Raw genomic sequence first — 16,745 nt, forward strand, 5'->3', positions numbered from 1 at the left:
CACGTCCGGCGGGCGCGGCGTGGTTCGCGGGCTCGGTCACCGGACCATCCTCGCCCAGCCGCGCGCCGCCCCCGCGCCGGCGGCGGCGATGCGGCCGACGGCGGCGACGCGGCCGACGGCGGCGCCGGGGCCCACGGCGGCGCCGGGAGCGGGCCGGCGTTGTGGAGACCCACCAAAGAACACCCGCGCCACGCGTCCTGCCGCGCATCGAACTGTGCAGGTGCTCCAACTAGGCTCGCCTGCGTGAACGACGCCACCACCGACACCCTCGCCGCCGCGCCCACGACCGGGACGGCGGCGAAGCTGGCCGACCTGGAGCGCCGCCGCGCCGCGGCCGTCACCGAGCCGGAGGCCGCCGCGCAGGCCAAGCAGCACGCGCGCGGCAAGCGCACGGCCCGCGAGCGCATCGAGGCGCTGCTGGACCCGGGCTCGTTCGTGGAGCTCGACGCGCTGGCGGTGCACCGCAGCCGCAACTTCGGGCTGGACGCCAAGCGCGTCGCCGGCGACGGCGTCGTCACCGGCTACGGCACCGTCGACGGCCGCCAGGTGTGCGTGTTCAGCCAGGACTTCACCGTGTTCGGCGGGTCGCTGGGCGAGGTGCACGGGCAGAAGATCGCCAAGGTGCAGGACCTGGCGCTGCGCACCGGCGTGCCGATCATCGGCATCTCCGACGGCGGCGGCGCCCGCATCCAGGAGGGCGTGGCCGCGCTGACCCAGTTCGCGGAGATGTTCCGGCGCAACGTCGCCGCCTCCGGCGTCGTGCCGCAGATCTCGCTCATCCTCGGCCCCAGCGCCGGCGGCGCCGTGTACTCGCCCGCGCTGACCGACTTCATCGTCATGGCCGACGGCACCGCGAACATGTTCATCACGGGCCCGGACGTCATCCGCGCGGTCACCGGCGAGGACGTCGACTTCGAGACCCTCGGCGGGGCCCGCACGCACAACGAGAAGTCCGGCGTCGCGCACTACATGGCCGACGACGAGGACGACGCCATCGACTACGTGCGCCACCTGCTGGGCTACCTGCCGCAGAACAACCTGTCCGACCCGCCGGCGTTCCCGCCCGAGGACACCCCGCTCGAGGTGACCGAGGACGACGAGGCGCTCGACACGCTGGTGCCGGACTCCGACAACCAGCCGTACGACATGCGCACGGTGGTCGAGACGGTGCTGGACCCCGAGTCGTTCCTCGAGGTGCAGCCGCTGTTCGCCACCAACGTGCTGGTCGGCTTCGGTCACGTCGAGGGTCAGGCGGTGGGCATCATCGCCAACCAGCCGATGTCGATGGCCGGCACCCTGGACATCGACGCCGCGGAGAAGGCTGCCCGCTTCGTGCGCACCTGCGACGCGTTCAACATCCCCGTGCTGACCTTCGTCGACGTGCCGGGCTTCCTGCCCGGCGTCGGGCAGGAGCACCAGGGCATCATCCGGCGCGGCGCCAAGCTCATCTACGCCTACGCCGAGGCGACGGTGCCGCTGGTCACCGTGATCACCCGCAAGGCCTACGGCGGGGCGTACATCGTCATGGGCTCCAAGCAGCTCGGCGCGGACGTCAACCTCGCCTGGCCGACGGCGCAGGTGGCGGTCATGGGCGCCGGCGGCGCGGTGAACATCCTGCAGCGCCGGGCGCTGGCCGAGGTCGAGAAGGCGGGCGGGGACGTCGAGGCGGAGCGCGCGCGGCTGACCGCCGAGTACGAGGAGGCGATCGTCAACCCGTGGGACGCCGCCGAGCGCGGCTACGTCGACGCGGTCATCCGCCCGTCGGAGACGCGCGTGCAGGTGGTGCGTGCGCTGCGGGCGCTGCGCACCAAGCGGGCCAGCCTGCCGCCCAAGAAGCACGGCAACATCCCGCTGTGACCCCTGCGACCCCCGCGACCGCAGTCACCGTCGAGCACCACGCTGAGGGACAATCGCCCGCATGAGCCACGAGGACGCCACGCACGGCCCGGCCCCGCTGGGCGCCGTCGACCCCGAGCCGATGCACCGCGCGGTCGACGCGCTCGCCGCCGCGCTGCACGAGTACGTGGGCACCGCCGTCGGGGTCCGCGCCGAGTTCGGCGCGGCCGAGGCCGACGAGGACCCGCGCGTCCTGGCGCTGGAGAACCGGATCGGCCACCTCAACGCCACCCTGTTCGACGCGCTGCACGACGCCCTGGGCATGCACCCCGACCTCACCAGCTCGGTGTGGGAGCCGGAGGACGACGAGGAGGAGCACGAGCACGCGCACGAGCTGCCCGAGGGCGCCGAGCCGGCCGAGGCGTTCTACCTCGGGTTCGTGGTGGCCGTGCCGCCGGGCGGCGCGGACATGACGATCGACGGCGTCATCGACCTGCTCGACGAGGCCGGCGAACAGGCCACCAACCGGCTGGCCGAGGGCGGGTACGAGGTCGTGGAGTGGGCCGCCTCCCGCGGCGGCGCGCCGGCCTTCGGGGACGACGACGAGGACGACGAGTGAGCGAGCAGCAGACGGGTCCCGGCGCCGCGCCGCACGCGGTGCGCATCGTGCGCGGCGAGCCCGACGAGGTCGAGGTCGCGGCGCTGGTCGCCGGGCTGGCGGCCGTGGTGTCCGCCACCGGGCTGCCCGACGACGTCGCGCCGATCGACGAGTGGACCAACCGCGCCCGCACGGTGCGCGGCAACGGGGCGACGGCGAAGAACTTCGGCGGGCGCTCGGGGCGGCACAACGCCGACTCCTGGCGCTGGAGCCTGCGCAGCTGAGCTGCCGGGCCTCACGTGCCGCGCGGGGCGGCCGGGCTAGGCTCGCGGCGTGACGACTCCCGGCTCCGCACCGCGCACCCCCACCCCCGTCGACGCCGTCGCCGACGCCCACGTCCGGCGGATCGCCGCGCTCGACCCGCTCGGCGCCACCGCGATGGGCCTGCCGGGCTACGACCACCTCATGACGGACCTGTCGCCCGAGGGGCACGCGGCGCGGGCCGAGGCCGACCGCGCCACGCTGCGCGAGCTCGCCGCCCTCGAGCCGGCCGACGACGTCGACCGCGTCACCCTGGCCGCCATGCGCGAGCGCCTGGGCCTGTCCGTCGAGCTGTACGAGGCGGGCGAGCCGCTCGCGAGCCTGAACAACATCGCCTCGCCCGTGCAGGAGCTGCGCGACGTCTTCGACGTCATGCCCACCGGCACCGTGGAGGCCTGGGAGAACGTCGCGGCCCGGCTGAACGCCCTGCCGGGCGCCGTCGACGGCTACCTCGCCTCGCTGACCGAGGCCGCGCGCCGCGGCCGGGTGGCGCCGATCCGGCAGGTGCGCGAGGGGGTGGCGCAGGCGCGCGAGCTGGCGGGGCCGGACTCGTTCTTCACCGCGCTGGTGCGCGGGAAGGACGCGGCCGCGGTGCTCGACGAGTCCGCCTCGTGCAGCCTGGTGCGCAAGGAGCTCGAGCACGGCGCCGCCGCCGCGCGGGAGGCCTACGCCCGGCTCGCCACGTTCCTCGAGACCGACCTCGCGCCGCGGGCGCCGGAGGCCGACGCGGCAGGCCGCGAGCGCTACGCCCTGTTCTCCCGCCAGTTCCTCGGCGCCACCGTCGACCTGGACGAGACCTACGCCTGGGGCCTGGAGGAGCTCGAGCGGGTCGTGGCCGAGCAGACAGCGGTGGCCCGCGAGATCGCCGGCCCGGGCGCCACGGTGGAGGACGCCGTCGCCGTGCTCGACGCCGACCCGCGCTACCAGCTGCACGGCACCGACGCGCTGCGCGCCTGGATGCAGGAGACCGCCGACAAGGCGATCGAGGACCTCGACGGCGTGCACTTCGACATCACCGGCCCGGTGCGCACCATCGAGTGCATGATCGCGCCCACCCAGACCGGCGGGATCTACTACACCCCGCCGAGCGACGACTTCTCCCGCCCGGGCCGCATGTGGTGGTCCGTGCCGCCGGAGGTCACCCGGTTCAGCACCTGGCGCGAGCGCACCACCGTCTACCACGAGGGCGTGCCGGGCCACCACCTGCAGTGCGCCGAGGCCGTCGTCGCCCGCGACACCCTCAACTCCTGGCGCCGCCTGGCCTGCTGGGTCTCCGGGCACGGCGAGGGCTGGGCGCTGTACGCCGAGCGGCTCATGGACGACCTGGGCTACCTCGACGACCCCGGCGACCGGCTCGGCATGCTCGACGCCCAGCGGATGCGCGCCGCCCGCGTCGTGTTCGACATCGGCGTGCACCTGGGCCTGCCCGCCCCGGAGCGCTGGGGCGGCGGCACCTGGGACGCCGCCAAGGCGTGGCCGTTCCTGAAGGCCAACGTCAACATGGCCGAGGGCTTCGTGCGGTTCGAGTACAACCGCTACCTCGGCTGGCCGGGCCAGGCCCCGTCGTACAAGGTGGGCCAGCGGCTGTGGGAGCAGGTGCGCGACGACGCGAAGGCCGCCGCCGCGGCGCGCGGCGAGGCGTTCGACGCCAAGGCGTTCCACGCCCGGGCGCTGGCGCTCGGCTCGGTGGGCCTGGACGTGCTGCGCGAGGCGCTCGCCGACGCGCCCCGCGGCTGACCGCGCCCGCGGAGCATGGAGGGCATCCTCACCGGGTTCGCCATCATCGCCGTGGTGATCGCGGCCGGGTACGTCTGCGCCCGGCTGCGCATCGGCGGCGACGGCGCGCAGCTCGCGCTGAACCGCATCGCGTTCTTCGTGGCCAGCCCCGCGCTGCTGTTCACGGTCATCGCCGACGCCGACCTCGCCGAGCTGCTCCACGGGCCGCTGCTGGTGCAGGCCGCGGCCGCGGTGATCGTCGCGGGGCTGTTCCTGCTCGTCAACGCGGTGTGGCTGCGGCTGTCGGCGTCCGAGGCGACGGTCGGGGCGGTGTCGGCCGGGTACGTCAACGCCAACAACATCGGCCTGCCCGTGGCGGTGTACGTGCTGGACGACCCGCGCGCCGTGGTGCCGCTGATCCTGCTGCAGCTGCTGGTCTTCGCGCCGCTGACCCTCCTGGTGCTGGACGCGCAGACCACCGGGCGGCTCTCGGCGCGCCTGGTGCTCGCCCAGCCGGTGCGCAACCCGATCATCCTCGGGTCGGTCGCGGGCGCCGTCGTGTCCGCCGCCGGCTGGACGGTGCCGGCCCCGGTGCTCGCGCCGCTGGACATCCTCGGCGGGGCCGCGATCCCGATGATGCTCATGGCCTTCGGCATGTCCCTGCACGGGTCGCGCCCGCTGCGGCGCGGGTCGTCCCGCGCCGCGGCGGGCGTCGCCGCCGCGATCAAGGCCGTCGTCATGCCGGCGGTGGCGTACCTGCTCGCGCGCTACGCGTTCCGGCTCGACGACGACGAGGTGCTCGCCGCCGTCGTCCTCGCGGGCCTGCCCACGGCGCAGAACGTCTTCAACTACGCGTCGCGGTTCCGCCGCGGCGAGATCCTCGCCCGGGACGTCATCCTCGTGACGACGATCGCCTCCCCCGTGGTGCTGTTCGCGGCCGCCCTGCTGCTGGGTGACGGGTAGGGACCACGGGTTAGGGTTCCCTCGTGCCCGAGCCCCAGGTCCACGTGGTCCTCGCCTCCCAGTCCCCCGCCCGCCTGACGACGCTGCGCGCCGCCGGGGTGGAACCGACGGTCGTCGTCTCGCGCGTGGACGAGCCGGCGGTCCTCGCCGACGCGGCGCAGCGGCACGGCGAGCTCGAGGCAGCCGACCAGGTGCTCGTGCTCGCCCAGGCGAAGGCCGAGGACGTGGCGCGGCGCCTGGAGGACGAGGAGGCCGTGGCAGACATGATCGGCGCGCAGGTGGCCGACGCGGTCGTGCTGGGCTGCGACTCGATGCTCGAGATCGACGGCGAGGTGGTGGGCAAGCCCGCCGACGCCGACGAGGCCCGCGCCCGCTGGCGCGCCATGCGCGGCCGGGCGGCCGTGCTGCACACCGGCCACTGGCTGGTGGACCTGCGCGACACCGACGCCGACGGCACCGGCGCGACCCTGGGCGCGACGTCGTCCACCACCGTGCACTTCGCCGACCTCGACGACGCGGAGATCGACGCCTACGTCGCCACCGGCGAGCCGCTGCACGTGGCCGGCGCGTTCACCATCGACGGCCTCGGCGGGCCGTACGTCGAGCGGGTCGAGGGCGACCACCACGGCGTGGTCGGGCTGAGCCTGCCGCTGCTGCGCGAGCTGCTCGGGGAGATCGGCGTCCCGTTCCGCGCGCTGCGCGGCTGACCGCCGACTGTGGGAACCCGCAACGCAGGCGGCACCGGGAGCCCTCCCGGCGCGCCCGCCATGTGGGATCCCTACAGACGCCCCCGAGCACGCTTGGCACCCCGTACAGACTTCGCCCCGGCCCCCCGACACCTGCCCTGAGCAACGCTCGGCCCGCGTTACGGTGAGCCGTGCCCATCACCAAGGTCCTCATCGCCAACCGCGGGGAGATCGCGGTCCGGGTCGCGCGCGCGTGCGCCGACGCCGGCATCGCGTCCGTCGCGGTCTACGCCGACCCCGACCGCGAGGCGCTGCACGTCCGCCTGGCCGACGAGGCGTTCGCCCTGGGCGGCGCCCGGGCCCAGGACACCTACCTCGACATCGCCAAGCTGATCGACGTCGCCCGTCGCTCCGGCGCCGACGCGGTGCACCCCGGCTACGGGTTCCTGTCGGAGAACGCGCAGTTCGCCCAGGCCGTCATCGACGCCGGTCTGGTGTGGATCGGCCCGCCGCCGGCGGCGATCGAGGCGCTCGGCGACAAGGTGAGCGCGCGGCACATCGCCCAGCGCGCCGGCGCGCCCCTCGTGCCCGGCACCGCCGACCCGGTCCAGGACGCCGCCGAGGTGCGCGCGTTCGCCGCCGAGCACGGCCTGCCCATCGCCATCAAGGCGGCGTTCGGCGGCGGCGGCCGCGGCCTCAAGGTCGCCCGCACCGCCGAGGAGATCGACGAGCTGTACGAGTCCGCCGTGCGCGAGGCCGTGGCGGCGTTCGGGCGCGGCGAGTGCTTCGTCGAGCGCTACCTCGACCGCCCGCGGCACGTCGAGACCCAGTGCCTCGCGGACACCCACGGCAACGTCGTGGTCGTCTCCACCCGCGACTGCTCGCTGCAGCGGCGCCACCAGAAGCTCGTCGAGGAGGCGCCCGCGCCGTTCCTCACCCCCGAGCAGGAAGCGGCGCTCGACCGCGCCTCGCGCGCCATCCTCACCGAGGCCGGCTACGTCGGCGCGGGCACCTGCGAGTTCCTCGTGGGCCAGGACGGCACCATCTCGTTCCTCGAGGTCAACACCCGCCTGCAGGTGGAGCACCCGGTCAGCGAGGAGGTCACCGGCATCGACCTGGTGCGCGAGCAGCTGCGCATCGCCGACGGCGAGCCGCTCGGCTACGACACCACCGACGTCCGCGGCCACTCCCTGGAGTTCCGCATCAACGGCGAGGACCCGGCCGCCGGGTTCCTGCCCTCCCCCGGCAGGATCACCACGCTGCGCTGGCCGTCCGGCCCGGGCGTGCGGGTCGACACCGGCGTGGTCGAGGGCGACACCGTCTCCGGCGCGTTCGACTCGATGATCGCCAAGCTCGTGGTCACCGGCGCCACCCGGCAGCAGGCCGTGGAGCGCGCCCGCCGCGCGCTGCGCGAGCTCGACGTGCAGGGCATCCCCACGGTGGTGCCGTTCCACCGCGCCGTGCTCGAGGCCGAGGACTTCGTCCCGGCCGACGGCGACGCGTTCCGGGTGCACACCCGCTGGATCGAGACCGACTTCGCCGACACCCTGGCCACCCTCGCGCCGGCCGCCCCGGCCGTGGCCGAGCCGGAGGACGAGGAGCTGCAGCCGCAGGCCGAGCGCGTCGTCGTCGAGGTCGGCGGCCGCCGCCTCGAGGTCGTGCTCCCGGCCGGCCTCGGCGTGGCCGCGGGCCGCGCCCGCCAGGCCAACGCCCGCGGCGGCGCCGCCCGCCGGCCCGGGCGCCGGGCCGCCGCGCGCACGAACGGCGGCAACGGGATCACGCTGACCTCGCCCATGCAGGGCACCATCGTCAAGGTGGCCGTCGAGGACGGCGCGCAGGTGGCCGAGGGCGACCTCGTCGTCGTGCTCGAGGCCATGAAGATGGAGCAGCCGCTGGTCGCGCACCGCGCCGGCACGGTGCGGGCGCTGTCCCTCGCCCCGGGCGACGGCGTCACCGCCGGCGCGCCGATCTGCGACATCGTCGACTGACGCCCGCCCTGCAGGACCGTTCCGGGTCCCTGGCGGTCCGAGACAGAGGGGTCTGCCTCGGACCGCCAGGGACCCGGATTCGTCCGGTGGCGCGCGTCGCGCGCGGCTAGGCCTGGGCGGCGTCCCGGACGGCCTCGCCGCCGGCCACGCCCCCGCCACCCTCGTCGCCGCCCTCGCCACCCTCCGGCGGCGCGGCGGGCCGCGACACCTCGGCCAGCGACCGGCGCGCGGACGGCACGGCGAGCACGCCGGCGATGAACGCCACGAGCAGCCCCCCGGCGACCACCAGCAGCGACTCCACCGAGAACCGGTCGGCCAGCGGGCCGAACACCACCATGCTCAGCGGCATCGCGACGGTCATCACGATGCCGACGAACCCGAAGACGCGCCCCTGCATCTCCGGCTCGACGGTCTCCTGCAGGATCGCCATGCTCGGCGCCGACATCAGCGAGAACGTCACGCCGACCCCCAGGCCGAGCGCGAAGAACACCCACATGTTCGTGGACACCCCGAGCCCGGCGGTCAGCACGCCGGCAGCCAGCACCGTGCCCGTGATCAGCGCGATGCGGTTGGTGATCCGCGTGCCGACGGCGGCGATCGCCAGGCCCCCGGCGAGCATGCCGACCGCCCAGAAGATCTCGTTGGCGGTGAGCTTCCAGACCTCCTGGCCGAACGTGCGCGTCACCATGAGGGGCGTGAGGTACGACGGCGCCCCGACGAGCACCATGGTCACGGCGAACAGGGTCATGAGCCACTTCACCGGCCCGTGCCCGGCGATGTACCGCACGCCCGCGGCGAGGTCGCCGAAGTAGCTCACCGGGCCCTCGTCGGACCGCACGATCCGCGGCACGGCGACGGCCAGCAGCAGCCCCACCCCGACCAGCGCGGTGACCACGTCGACGAAGAACACCGCGACGATGTCGAAGCTGGCGTAGATCGCGGCGGCCACGACGGGCGCCAGCAGCATCATCCCGGACTGGATCGACTGGAAGACGCCGTTGATCCGGATGAGCTGGTCGGTCGGCACGATCTGCGGGATCAGCGCGCTCACGGCCGGGGTCTGGATCCCGGCGAACGTGGAGCGCACCGCGAGCGCGAGGTAGATGATCCACAGGTCGTCGACGCCGGAGACCATGAGCAGGGCCAGGCCCAGCGTGATGACGGCGATCGCCGTGTCGGCGCCCATGATCAGCAGCTTGCGGGAGTGCCGGTCGGCCCAGACCCCGCCGAAGATCGAGACGAACGCCTGCGGCAGCATGCCGAACACGATGCTGAGCATCAGCACCGAGCCCGAGCGGGTCTCGATGGTCAGGTGCCACATCACGGCGTACTGGACGATCATCGACCCCAGCAGCGAGACGGTCTGGCCGGTGAGGAACAGCGAGACGTTCCGCTTCCAGCCGGGCATCGCGGCGTGCGTGCTCGGCGCACCGGTCGTGGTGTCGGCGGCGGGATCGGTCGCGGCGTTCGGTGCGTCCATGTCGCGCTCCATCGGGCTGTCCCTCTCGGGGTCGGGTGCCGGGCCGTCAGGTCCGGCGTCGTCGGGTCCGGCGTCGTCGGGTCCGGCGTCGTCGGGTCCGGCGCGCCGCGCCCGACGGGCGCGGCGTTCGTGCGCGGCGTGCTGCCGCGGCATCGTGTCGGTCGACTCCGCGCGGCGGCCGGACTCATCGGTCGCGCCGTTCGGCCGCGACGCCGTCCGACCATCCTCGGCGGTAGCCTGGCCGGGTGCCCACCCCTTTTCCGCCCCGCGACGGCCTGCACCGCCATGCCGGGGACGGCTGGGTGGAGTGCGGCGACCACCGGCACTGGGGGCTGTACGGCGCCGCCGGGCTGCTCCTGGCGCGCCGCGACACCGCGGGCGCGGTGACCGACGTCGTCCTGCAGCACCGGGCGCTCTGGTCGGACCAGGGCGGCACGTGGGGCGTGCCCGGCGGGGCGCTCGACCCGTCGGAGGATGCCGTCGCCGGGGCGCTGCGCGAGACGCGCGAGGAGGCGGGCGTCGACCCGGCCGACGTCGTCGTGCGCGCCACCCACGTGCTCGACCACGGCCCGTGGGCGTACACGACGGTGGTGGGCGAGGTCGCCCCGGGCGCGTCCGTCACGCCGTCGGCCACCGACCCGGAGAGCCTCGAGGTGCGCTGGGTGCCGCTCGCCGAGCTGGGCTCGCTGCCGCTGCTGCCCGCGTTCGCCGCGGCCCTGCCGCGGCTGCTGACGATGCTCGACGGCGCGGCGGCCGCAGCGGGTGGTGCCGCCGCCGAGGACGGCGCCGCCGAGGACGGCGCCGCCGAGGAGAGCGCCTAGCCGAGGAGAGCGCCTAGGAGACCGACGCGTCGACGACGATCTCGTCGTCGTCGACGGCCAGGCGCGTCACGTCGACCCCCGGCGCCTTCTCCGCCAGCAGCCGCTCGACGTCGACGACGACGGTCGCGTCGTGCCGCACGTCCACGGCGCCGGCGGGCAGGCCCTGCTTGACGAGCTGGTGCTCGATCGGCTCGGACAGCAGGCCCAGCAGCTTGTGCGCGGGCAGCCGGGCGGCGTTCACCTCGACGCCGAGGGTCGCCCGGCCCTCGGCGTACGACAGGATCCGCACCTCGGCGCGCACGATCGGCGCGACCTTCACGGCGAGCTTCAGCGCCGAGGGCAGCTCGTCGAGCTTGCGCAGGTCGGCCACGACGCGCACGACGCCGCCCTCCGCCGTCACCGAGGTGACGGCCGGCGGGACCTCCACGCCGGCGATCTGGGCCAGGGCCATCCCCTCCGCGGGGGTGAGTCGCACGTGCACGGTCCCACGCTATGCCCGCCGGCGGCGGCGCGCGGCCCGGGCGGCGCGCCGGTCAGACCATGCGTCAGACCACGCGCTCGCGGTCGCGCGCGTGCAGCACGCGCGCGCCCTCCGCGATCGACCCGGACAGCGACGGGTAGACCGTGAACGAGTCGGCGACGTCGTCGACGGTGAGCCGGTGCGCGACCGCGAGCGTGATCGGGAAGACGAGCTCGCTGGCCCGCGGCGCCACCACGACGCCGCCGAGCACCACGCCGGCCTCGGGGTGGGCGAACAGCTTCACGAACCCGTCGCGCATGCCGAGCATCTTGGCGCGCGGGTTGCGCGCCAGCGGCAGCGTCGTCGTGACGTAGCGCGAGCCCTGCTCCTGCAGGCGCCGCTCGCTGTAGCCCACGGTGGCGATCTCCGGCGCGGTGAAGATGTTCGCCGCCACGGTGCCGAGCCGCAGCGGGGCGACGGCGTCGCCCAGGGCGTGCGACATGGCGAGCCGGCCCTGCATGGCGGCCACGGAGGCCAGCGGGAGCACGCCGGTGCAGTCGCCGGCCGCGTAGACGCCGCGGGCGGTGGTCCGCGAGACCCGGTCGACCTGCACGTGGCCGCTCTCGCTCAGGGCCACGCCGGCCTCCTCCAGGCCGATCCCGCGGGTGCTCGGCACCGCGCCGACGGCGATCAGCACGTGCGAGCCCTCGATTACGCGTCCGTCGGCGAGCGTGACGGCCACGCCGTCGGCGGTGCGCTCGGCGGACTGGGCCCGCGAGCGCGACATCACCGTCATGCCGCGGCCGCGGAACACGCCCTCGAGCAGCTCGGCGGCGTCCTCGTCCTCGCCGGGCAGCACCCGGTCGCGCGAGGAGACGAGCACGACGTCGGAGCCGAGCGCCTGGTACGCCCCCGCGAACTCCGCGCCGGTGACGCCCGAGCCCACCACGATCAGCCGCTCGGGCAGGGCGTCCAGCCGGTACAGCTGGGTCCAGGTGAGGATCCGCTCGCCGTCGGGCTGCGCCGTCGGCAGGGTGCGCGGGGTGGCGCCGGTGGCCACGAGCACCGTGTCGGCCTCCAGGGTGACCTCGCGCGCGCCACCCTCGGGCGCCACGACCACGCGCGACGGCCCGTCCAGGCGGCCCGTGCCGGCCACCAGCTCGACGCCCTCGCGCTCGAGGCGCGCGCGGATGTCGGCCGACTGCGCCGCCGCGAGCGCCAGCACGCGCGCGTTGACGGCCTCGAGGTCCACCGCGGGGGCCTCGCCGCCGGTGCGGATGCCCAGCTCGGGCGCGCGCTCGGCGATCGTCAGCCACTCGGCGGTGGCGATCAGCGTCTTGGACGGCACGACGTCGGTGAGCACCGCCGCGCCGCCGAGCCCCTGCCGCTCGACCACCGTGACGTCGGCCCCGAGGCGGCGCGCGACGAGCGCGGCCTCGTACCCGCCGGGGCCGCCGCCGAGCACGACGACACGCTGGCCCTCGCGGGCGCTGCGGACGGCGGCCTCCCCCGCGGTGGCCGGGGTGCTCGCCGCGCCGGCCGGCGGGGCGAGGAGCGGGGCGGACGAGGCGACTTCGGTGGCGGTGTTCTCGTTCGGCACGGCGCCATTCTCCCAGGCCGTCGGATAGCCTCGGACCATGGCCTCCAGCAGCACCGTCACGGGTCTCGTGCCCGACATCGACGACCCCTCGACCGACCCCTTCGACGTCGCCCGCGCGGCGGCCGAGCACATCGCCGAGGCGACGGGCGTGGCCGGGCACGACATCGCCCTCGTGCTGGGCTCCGGGTGGGGCGGCGCCGCCGAGCTGCTCGGCGAGGTCGTGGCGGAGATCCCCACCGAGGAGATCCCCGGCTTCTCCAAGCCGGCCGTGGCGGGCCACGTGGCCACCACCCGCTCGATCCGCGTGGAGCGGGCCGACGGCTCGACGCGCCAGGTGCTGGTGCTCGGCTCGCGCACCCACCTGTACGAGGGCCGCGGCGTGCGCCGCGTCGCGCACGGCGTGCGCACCGCCGCCGCCACCGGCTGCCAGACCGTCGTCCTGACGAACGGCTGCGGCGGCCTGCACGTGTCCTGGCACCCCGGCCAGGTCGTGCTCATCAAGGACCACATCAGCCTGACCGGCGCCTCGCCGCTCGAGGGCCCCACGTTCGTCGACCTCACGGACCTGTACACCCCGCGGCTGCGCGACCTGGCCCGCCAGGTCGACCCGACGCTGCCCGAGGGCGTGTACGCGCAGTTCCGCGGGCCGCACTACGAGACCCCCGCCGAGGTGCGCATGGCGGGCATCATGGGCGCCGACCTCGTCGGCATGTCGACGGGCCTCGAGGCGATCGCGGCCCGGCACTGCGGCATGGAGGTGCTGGGCATGTCGCTGGTGACGAACCTCGCCGCCGGCGTCAGCCCGCAGCCCCTGTCGCACGAGGAGGTGCTCGAGGCGGGCGCGAAGGCCGGGCCCGTGATCAGCGACCTGCTCGCCCGCGTCGTCAAGCTCGTCTGAGCCCGGCGTCCGCTCACCACCTGGAGGTAGGTCCCGTGTCGCACGACCCCGCGGCCGACGTGCCGTACGACGACGCCGACGAGTTCTGGGGCTCCGGCCTGCGCACCCTGCTGGCCGAGGCCGAGGACTGGGTGCGGCACGACGTCGACGACGAGGACCGCGCGGAGCTGCGCGCGCTCATCGCCCGCGCCTCCGCCGGCGGGCAGGAGTCCGCCGACGACGTCCTCGAGCTGCGCGACCGGTTCGCCGGCTCGCTGCAGTTCGGCACCGCGGGCCTGCGCGGCGAGATGGCCGCCGGCCCGAACCGGATGAACCGCGCCGTCGTGACGACGGCCGCGGCCGGCCTGGGCCGCTACCTGCTCGAGGCGCTCGGGCGCGGCGCGACGCCCCGCGTCGTCGTGGGCTACGACGCGCGGTACCGCTCGGCCGACTTCGCCCGGGACACCGCGGAGGTGATGACGGCGCAGGGCATCGAGGTGCTGATGCTGCCCGCGCCGCTGCCGACGCCCGTGCTGGCGTACGCGGTGCGCCACCTGGACACGGACGCGGGCGTCATGGTCACGGCGTCGCACAACCCGGCGCAGGACAACGGCTACAAGGTCTACCTGGGCGGCCGCGTCGTGACCGACGCCGGCCGGGGCGCGCAGATCGTGCCGCCGTACGACGCCCGGATCGCCGAGCAGATCGCCGCGGTCGGCCCGGCCTCCGGGGTGCCGCGCGCCGCCGAGGGCTGGACGGTGCTGGGCCGCGAGGTCGTCGACGACTACCTCGCCGCCGTGGGCACGCTCAACGACGGCGCGCCGCGCCGCATCCGCATCGTCACGACGTCGCTGCACGGCGTGGGCGGGCGCGTGCTGGCCCGCGTGCTGCGCGACGCCGGGTTCACCGACGTCGTCCCCGTCGAGGAGCAGCTGCAGCCCGACCCCGACTTCCCCACGGTGACGTTCCCGAACCCGGAGGAGAAGGGCGCGATCGACATGGCGATCGCGCTGGCCCAGGAGAGCGACGCCGACCTGGTGCTCGCCAACGACCCGGACGCCGACCGCTGCGCCGTCGCGGTGCTCGACCGCCGGCTCGGCACCTACCAGGGCGTCGAGTCGGCCAGCTCCCAGGGCTGGCGGATGCTGCACGGCGACGAGGTCGGCGCCCTGCTGGGCCAGGAGGCCGCGGCGGCTGCCTCGGGGCACCACCGCGCCGTGCTCGCCAGCAGCGTGGTCAGCTCCCGGCTGCTGTCGGCGATCGCCGCACGCCACGGGATCCAGCACGCCACGACCCTGACGGGCTTCAAGTGGATCTCCCGCACGCCGAACCTGGTGTTCGGCTACGAGGAGGCGCTCGGCTACTGCGTCGACCCGGGCCACGTGCGCGACAAGGACGGCCTGGCCGCCGCGCTCGCGATCGCCCAGCTCGCCAACCGGCTCAAGGCCGAGGGCCGCTCGCTGGTGGACCAGCTCGACGACATCGCCCGCGAGAACGGGCTGTTCCTCACCGACCAGCTGTCCGCGCGGTTCGACGACCTCGACGAGATCGCCGCGACGATGAAGCGCCTGCGGATGTCGCCGCCGCGCACGCTCGCCGGCAGCGGCGTCGCCAAGGTCGTCGACCTGTCGGCGGGCGTCGACAGCCTGCCGCCCACCGACGGCGTCGTGCTGCTCACCGCCGACGACACCCGTGTCGTCGTGCGCCCCTCCGGCACCGAGCCCAAGGTCAAGTGCTACCTCGAGGTGGTGCGCCCCGTGGGGCCGCGCGCCTCCTACGAGACGGTCGGCGAGGTGCGCGCCGAGGCCCGCGCCGCGCTGGAGCGCGTGAAGAAGGACCTGGCGAGGGCGCTCGGGCTCTGACGCCCGGCGCCGGCGCGCGGGTCAGGCGCCGGCGAGCGCGGCGTCGTCCTGCGCGACGGCCGCGACCCAGGCACGCTTCTCGGCGCGCCACCGCTCGTCGTCGGCGCCGCGGCGCCAGTAGCCGGACGCCGACAGCTGCTCCGGCGCGACGCCGAGCTCGGCGCGCGCCCAGCGGCGCAGCACCCGCACGCACCCGGCCTCCCCGTGGAGGAACGCCTGCGGCGCGCCGGCCGGCAGCTCGCCGCGGGCATGGGCCGCCAGGACGGCGTCCTCGAGGCTGCCCGTGCCGTGCACGACCCACGTGACCCGGGTGTCCGCCGTCGTCGCGAGCTCCTGCCGGTCGGCCTCGCTCGCCACCTCCACGAAGGCCCGGACGACGGCGTCGGCCGGCATGGCCTCGAGCGCGGCGGCCACCGCGGGCAGCGCGGAGTCGTCGCCCACCAGCAGGTGCCACGCGGCGTCCGGGTCGGGCGCGTACCCGCCGCCGGGGCCGAGGAACGTCACCGTCTCCCCCGGCTGCACGCCCAGGGCCCAGGGCCCGCCGTACCCCTCGTCGCCGTGCACGACGACGTCCACGTCCCACTCGCCGTCGCGCACGGCGCGCACCGTGTACGTGCGCAGCACCGGGCGCCCCTCCGGCTCCTGCGGCTCCGCCATGACGAGCTTGACGTAGCGGTCCGTGTACGGCGTGGGGTCGAGCGTGCGCAGCTCGTCGCCGGCCAGCGTCACGCGCACCGTGTGCGGCGTGAGGCGGCGGCTGGCCGCCACCGTGACGGTGTGCGGCACCCCCTTGCGGCGGGGCGGCGCGGCGGGCGCTGGGACGGGGGCGACGGGCGAGGCGGTGTCGGTCATGGTGAGGTGAGCCTAACCTGCGCCTCGGGGTGCCTGGCGAGCCGGTCCGTCGAGGCGGCTCAGACCCGGTCGGCGCGCTCGGCGGCAAGCAGGGCCAGGACGGCGGCGGTCCCGGCGGGCACCAGCACGGCCGCGGCGCCCTCGAGCAGGGCGCCGAGCCAGGCCGCCGCGCCGAGCAGCAGCCACCCGCGCACGTACCAGGACGCCACCACGAGCACGGAGGCGTCGCCCATCGGCGTGGACACCGGGGTGAACAGCGACGCCGGCACCAGGGTGCCGCCGGAGACCCAGGCCCGGGTCGCCAGCACCAGCAGCAGCCAGGCGCCCGCGGCCGGCAGCACGCCGCCCGCGAGCTCGCCGCGGGCCGCCAGGACGCCGGCACCCAGGGCCGTCGCGAGCACGGCCGCGGCGGCGGGGACAACGGCGTGCTGCGCGAGCACGGAGCGTGCACCGCCCGGCAGCAGGCCGCCGGGCACCGGCTGGGCGCCGAACGACCGCAGGCCGTCGGCCCAGGTGCCCGACGCCGCGTAGAGCAGCAGGGCCCCGAGCACGAGCCGTCCCGTCGCCGGGCTCACCACCCCGGCCTCAGCGGAGCCGCCGGCCGCGGCCAGGGCCGCGAGCACGAGGGCGGCGCCGGCGGCCCCGGCCAGCAGGGCGACCGCCACGCGCGCCGGCCGCCGGGCCA

The 16,745-nt window shown here is 75.6% G+C and carries 14 protein-coding genes and 1 pseudogene; 10 read left to right on the forward strand and 5 right to left on the reverse strand.

The window, feature by feature from the left end; genetic code table 11:
• Window positions 1–243: 243 nt before the first annotated feature.
• The 7 genes from GSF02_RS16930 to GSF02_RS16960 all read left to right on the forward strand — a co-directional run bounded on the left by GSF02_RS16930 (window position 244) and on the right by GSF02_RS16960 (window position 8,108).
• Complete coding sequence (locus GSF02_RS16930; RefSeq protein WP_159798552.1) at window positions 244–1,857, forward strand: acyl-CoA carboxylase subunit beta; 1,614 nt, start codon at window positions 244–246, stop codon at window positions 1,855–1,857.
• Window positions 1,858–1,918: 61 nt separating this feature from the next.
• Complete coding sequence (locus GSF02_RS16935) at window positions 1,919–2,455, forward strand: hypothetical protein (protein WP_159798553.1); 537 nt, start codon at window positions 1,919–1,921, stop codon at window positions 2,453–2,455.
• Window positions 2,452–2,718, forward strand: a complete 267-nt coding sequence (locus GSF02_RS16940; protein WP_235915654.1) for an acyl-CoA carboxylase epsilon subunit — start codon at window positions 2,452–2,454, stop codon at window positions 2,716–2,718. The genes GSF02_RS16935 and GSF02_RS16940 overlap by 4 nt, the downstream gene beginning before the upstream one ends.
• A 49-nt stretch (window positions 2,719–2,767) precedes the next feature.
• A complete protein-coding gene (locus GSF02_RS16945; RefSeq protein WP_159798554.1) occupies window positions 2,768–4,492 on the forward strand; it encodes a DUF885 domain-containing protein in 1,725 nt (574 codons plus the stop codon).
• A gap of 15 nt (window positions 4,493–4,507) precedes the next feature.
• Entirely contained in the window at window positions 4,508–5,434 is a 927-nt protein-coding gene (locus GSF02_RS16950) for an AEC family transporter (protein ID WP_159798555.1), read from the forward strand.
• 23 nt (window positions 5,435–5,457) lie between these two features.
• Window positions 5,458–6,141: a Maf family protein gene (locus GSF02_RS16955; protein ID WP_159798556.1), complete on the forward strand. Its 684-nt coding sequence runs from the start codon at window positions 5,458–5,460 to the stop codon at window positions 6,139–6,141.
• Between the two features lie 170 nt (window positions 6,142–6,311).
• On the forward strand, window positions 6,312–8,108 hold the full coding sequence (locus tag GSF02_RS16960) for an acetyl/propionyl/methylcrotonyl-CoA carboxylase subunit alpha (RefSeq protein ID WP_201308975.1): 1,797 nt from the start codon (window positions 6,312–6,314) through the stop codon (window positions 8,106–8,108).
• Window positions 8,109–8,214: 106 nt separating this feature from the next.
• Here GSF02_RS16960 and GSF02_RS16965 read toward each other — a convergent pair whose 3' ends face one another.
• Window positions 8,215–9,588, reverse strand: coding sequence for an MFS transporter (locus GSF02_RS16965; protein WP_235915655.1), 1,374 nt, complete (start codon window positions 9,586–9,588; stop codon window positions 8,215–8,217).
• A gap of 245 nt (window positions 9,589–9,833) precedes the next feature.
• Here GSF02_RS16965 and GSF02_RS16970 point away from each other — a divergent pair, with 245 nt between their 5' ends.
• On the forward strand, window positions 9,834–10,409 hold the full coding sequence (locus GSF02_RS16970; RefSeq protein WP_159798557.1) for an NUDIX domain-containing protein: 576 nt from the start codon (window positions 9,834–9,836) through the stop codon (window positions 10,407–10,409).
• A gap of 13 nt (window positions 10,410–10,422) precedes the next feature.
• On the opposite strand, the gene GSF02_RS16975 is transcribed toward GSF02_RS16970, so the two are convergent.
• On the reverse strand, window positions 10,423–10,890 hold the full coding sequence (locus tag GSF02_RS16975) for a hypothetical protein (protein ID WP_159798558.1): 468 nt from the start codon (window positions 10,888–10,890) through the stop codon (window positions 10,423–10,425).
• 64 nt (window positions 10,891–10,954) lie between these two features.
• Window positions 10,955–12,334 (reverse strand): NAD(P)H-quinone dehydrogenase, encoded by a 1,380-nt coding sequence (locus GSF02_RS16980; RefSeq protein WP_235915656.1) that lies wholly within the window; start codon window positions 12,332–12,334, stop codon window positions 10,955–10,957.
• A 172-nt stretch (window positions 12,335–12,506) separates the two neighbouring features.
• Between GSF02_RS16980 and GSF02_RS16985 the strand changes: the two genes are divergently transcribed.
• Window positions 12,507–13,367: a purine-nucleoside phosphorylase gene (locus tag GSF02_RS16985; protein ID WP_159798559.1), complete on the forward strand. Its 861-nt coding sequence runs from the start codon at window positions 12,507–12,509 to the stop codon at window positions 13,365–13,367.
• Window positions 13,368–13,426: 59 nt separating this feature from the next.
• A complete protein-coding gene (locus GSF02_RS16990) occupies window positions 13,427–15,208 on the forward strand; it encodes a phospho-sugar mutase (RefSeq protein ID WP_408003913.1) in 1,782 nt (593 codons plus the stop codon).
• Window positions 15,209–15,229: 21 nt separating this feature from the next.
• Here the strand turns inward: GSF02_RS16990 and GSF02_RS16995 are convergent, their stop codons facing one another.
• Together GSF02_RS16995 and GSF02_RS17000 are read right to left on the reverse strand one after the other, a co-directional pair.
• Window positions 15,230–16,060, reverse strand: coding sequence for a siderophore-interacting protein (locus tag GSF02_RS16995; protein WP_159798560.1), 831 nt, complete (start codon window positions 16,058–16,060; stop codon window positions 15,230–15,232).
• A gap of 59 nt (window positions 16,061–16,119) precedes the next feature.
• Window positions 16,120–16,745 (reverse strand): annotated as a pseudogene (locus GSF02_RS17000) (hypothetical protein); the annotation flags it as partial.

It is taken from the genome of Puerhibacterium puerhi, assembly GCF_009846865.1.
Classification (GTDB): domain Bacteria; phylum Actinomycetota; class Actinomycetes; order Actinomycetales; family Cellulomonadaceae; genus Puerhibacterium; species Puerhibacterium puerhi.

What these genes read in the sequence shown, in the direction of transcription:
- GSF02_RS16935 (WP_159798553.1), top strand. Translation starts at nt 1,919, where the DNA reads ATGAGCCACGAGGACGCCACGCACGGCCCGGCCCCGCTGGGCGCCGTC.
- GSF02_RS16950 (WP_159798555.1), top strand. Translation starts at nt 4,508, where the DNA reads ATGGAGGGCATCCTCACCGGGTTCGCCATCATCGCCGTGGTGATCGCG.
- GSF02_RS16965 (WP_235915655.1), bottom strand. Translation starts at nt 9,588, where the DNA reads ATGGACGCACCGAACGCCGCGACCGATCCCGCCGCCGACACCACGACC.
- GSF02_RS16985 (WP_159798559.1), top strand. Translation starts at nt 12,507, where the DNA reads ATGGCCTCCAGCAGCACCGTCACGGGTCTCGTGCCCGACATCGACGAC.
- GSF02_RS16995 (WP_159798560.1), bottom strand. Translation starts at nt 16,060, where the DNA reads ATGACCGACACCGCCTCGCCCGTCGCCCCCGTCCCAGCGCCCGCCGCG.